This window comes from Rhodopseudomonas sp. BR0C11 (assembly GCF_010820945.1).
In the GTDB taxonomy this organism is placed as follows: domain Bacteria; phylum Pseudomonadota; class Alphaproteobacteria; order Rhizobiales; family Xanthobacteraceae; genus Rhodopseudomonas; species Rhodopseudomonas palustris_H.
The window spans coordinates 1-3,193 of record NZ_QTKI01000491.1; the positions used below are offsets into that span (position 1 = coordinate 1).

General features: G+C 66.9%; 3 protein-coding genes. All 3 read right to left on the reverse strand.

Features of this window, described 5'->3' with window-relative positions; translation table 11 throughout:
* On the reverse strand, positions 1-140 hold a 140-nt coding region (locus tag DYI24_RS23930), incomplete at its 3' end, for a glycosyltransferase (RefSeq protein WP_205523663.1).
* A gap of 4 nt (positions 141-144) precedes the next feature.
* Complete coding sequence (ftsW, locus tag DYI24_RS23935) at positions 145-1,287, reverse strand: putative lipid II flippase FtsW (RefSeq protein ID WP_107345308.1); 1,143 nt, start codon at positions 1,285-1,287, stop codon at positions 145-147.
* Positions 1,288-1,520: 233 nt separating this feature from the next.
* On the reverse strand, positions 1,521-2,933 hold the full coding sequence (gene murD / locus DYI24_RS23940) for a UDP-N-acetylmuramoyl-L-alanine--D-glutamate ligase (RefSeq protein ID WP_164574098.1): 1,413 nt from the start codon (positions 2,931-2,933) through the stop codon (positions 1,521-1,523).
* Positions 2,934-3,193: the final 260 nt, after the last annotated feature.

A 3,193-nucleotide genomic window follows, 5' to 3' on the forward strand; every position in this document is an offset into this window, starting at 1 on the left:
CTGTAGCGGGTGGCGCGATGATCGGTGACCAGGCGGACGCGGTAGCCGCGCTGAATCAGCACCACGCCGAGCGCTTCGGCCGGAAACAGGTGGCCGCCGGTGCCGCCGGCGGCGAGCAGGATCAGGGGAGCGTCGGTCATGGCCTCACGCGTAGCTTCCCGCCGCTTCGATCGCATTGACTTCGGTCTTTGGCCGCTGCCGAGTCAGCGCCAGCATCATGCCGACGCCGTAAGCCAGCGACACCATCGACGAGCCGCCATAGGAGATGAACGGCAGCGTCATGCCCTTGGCGGGGATCAGTTGCAGGTTCACCGCCATGTTGATCGCCGCCTGCACGCCGAACAGGATCGCCAGCCCCGAGGCGGCGAAGCGCGAGAACAGATCCTCGCTGCGATAGGCGCGCGACAACGTGCGCAGCACGATGAAGGCGAACAGCGCGAGCAGCGCCAGGCACAGCACGATGCCGAACTCTTCGGCCGCCACCGCATAGACGAAGTCGGTGTGGCTGTCCGGCAGGCTGCGCTTGGCGATGCCTTCGCCGGGGCCGAGGCCGAGCCAGCCGCCATTGCTGAACGCTTCGCTCGCCATGTCGACCTGGAAGGTGTCGCCCGAGGCCGGATTCATGAACCGCTTGATACGACCGGCAACGTGCGGAACGAACAGATAGGCTGTGAATAGTCCGCCCGCGGCGGCACCGGCGAGGCCGAATACCCAAACGATCCGCATGCCGGCGATGAAGAACAGCGCGCCCCACACCATCAGCACCAGCATGGTCTGGCCGAAGTCGGGCTCCATCACCAGCAGCGACACCAGGGACAGCAGCAGCATCATGGCCATCGACGTCGCGGGCATCTCCGGCCGCCGTGCCGCTTCCGAGAACAGCCAGGCGGCCAGGATCACGAACGACGGCTTGGCAATTTCGGAGGCCTGGATGTTGATACCGACCAGCGTGATCCAGCGCCGCGCGCCCTTCACTTCCGGCCCGAACAGCAGCGTCGCCACGATCAGCCCGATCGCCAGCACGAACACGATCAGCGCCGAGCGCCGGATCTGTCGCGGCGACAGGAACGACACCCCGATCAGCACGATCAGCGACGGCGCCAGGAACAGGACGTGACGGTTGAAGAAGTGGAACGGATCGAGCCCGATCCGGGTCGCGACCGGCGGCGACGCCGCCAGCGACAGGATCACGCCCGCCAGCATCAGCGCAATCAGCGCCACCAGCAGCACGCGGTCGACGGTCCACCACCATTCGCTGAACGGGGTGCGTTGGTCACGGGAGATCATCGGCGATCCTGGGCAAAGAGGTCGCCCATTGGTGCGCCCACGTGGTTGCCAAGGGGTTAATGCAATGGCGCGGAATCGAGGATGTGAACGGCGGCCCCGTCCCCATCCCACACTCCGCTGTCATCCCCCTCCACTGTCATCCCCGCGAAGGCGGGGATCCAGTATCCCGGAGCCTATCTCTTCAATCGAAACGCCCTGGAATACTGGGTCGCCCGCCTGCGCGGGCGATGACCTCAGGGGATGGGGTGCACCCCCTCCAGCGCCGTCACCAGCTCACGGAACCTGGTGCCGCGGAGTTCGAAATTGCGGAACTGGTCGAACGAGGCGCAGGCCGGCGACAGCAGCACGACCGGCTCGGCCAGTCCCGATGCTGCGGCATCGCGCGCGGCGGCGGGGACCGCAACTTCCAGGGTTTCGCTGATCTCGTACGGCACCCGGCCTTCCAGGGTGGCGGCGAATTCCTGCGCGGCCTGGCCGATCAGGTAGGCCTTGCGGATACGCGGGAAATACTCGGCCAGGCTCTCGATGCCGCCGGTCTTCGGCTTTCCGCCGGCGATCCAGAAGATCTCGCCGAACGACGACAGCGCCTTCGCAGCCGCATCCGCATTGGTGGCCTTGGAGTCGTTGACGAACAGCGTCGTGCCCTTCTCGCCAACCTGGCGGCCGACCTGCTCCATCCGGTGTGCGAGGCCGGGGAAGCTGCGCAGGCCCTGCTGCAGCACCTGCGGCGAGACGCCGAGCGCCAGCACCGCGGCTGCAGCGGCCGCGGCGTTCTGTGCGTTGTGCAGCCCGCGCAGCGAGCCGATGCCGCCGAGCTTGGCGACTTCGGTAGAATTGCCGCCGTCGATGCGGCGAATGGTTTCCAGATCGGCGGTGATGCCGGAGGTCACTGGCCCCTGCACCGACATCCGCACCACGCGCTTGCCGGTGCGTTCGATCCGGTCCGCGGCGGCGCGGCCGAACTCATCGTCGACGCCGATGATCGACGTGCCGCCGTCCTGCACGCCGGCGACCAGCCGCTCTTTCACCGCAGCGTAGTGCTCGATGGTGCCGTGGCGATCGATGTGATCCTCGGTGACGTTGAGCAGGATGCCGACGGTCGGATCGAGCGATGGCGTCAGGTCGATCTGATATGACGACATCTCGATCACGTGGACGCGGCCGTCCTTCGGCGGTTCGAGCGACAGGATCGCGGTGCCGATATTGCCACCGAGCTGGGTGTCCCAGCCGGCCTCGCGCAGCAGATGCGCGATCAGCGCCGTGGTGGTCGACTTGCCGTTGGTGCCGGTGATCGCGACGAACGGAGCGCGCGGCGCGTGCGCCTTGCGCTCGCGGCAGAACAGTTCGACGTCGCCGATCACTTCGACGCCCGCCTCCTGCGCCTTCAGCACCGTCCAGTGCGGCGCCGGATGCGTCAGCGGCACGCCGGGCGTCAGCACCAGTGCGGCGAAATTGGTCCACGGCAGATTGCGCAGATCCGCGGTAATGAAGCCGGCCTGCGCCGCTTCGACCATGCGATCGAGATTGTCGTCGCACGCGATCACTTCGGCGCCGCCGGCCTTCAGCGCATGGCAACTCGCCAGCCCCGACCCGCCGAGCCCGAACACCGCGACCGACTGGCCGGCGAAAGAGGTGACGGGGATCATGCTGACGCTCCGACTACAAGGACGACCTCATCCTGAGGAGCGCGCGCCAGCGCGCGTCTCGAAGGATGATTATTTGGCACCTCCTTCGAGACGCGGCCCTGCGGACCGCTCCTCAGGATGAGGCTGTGCCTGCTCGATCGCATTAACGACGTCACCGCAGCTTCAGCGTCGACAGGCCGGCGAGCGCCAGCATTACGGCGATGATCCAGAACCGGATCACGATCTGCGGCTCGGTCCAGCCCTTCTGTTCGAAGTGGTGG

Coding starts and splice junctions, on each gene's coding strand:
- ftsW (WP_107345308.1), bottom strand. CDS start 1,287: ATGATCTCCCGTGACCAACGCACCCCGTTCAGCGAATGGTGGTGGACC.
- murD (WP_164574098.1), bottom strand. CDS start 2,933: ATGATCCCCGTCACCTCTTTCGCCGGCCAGTCGGTCGCGGTGTTCGGG.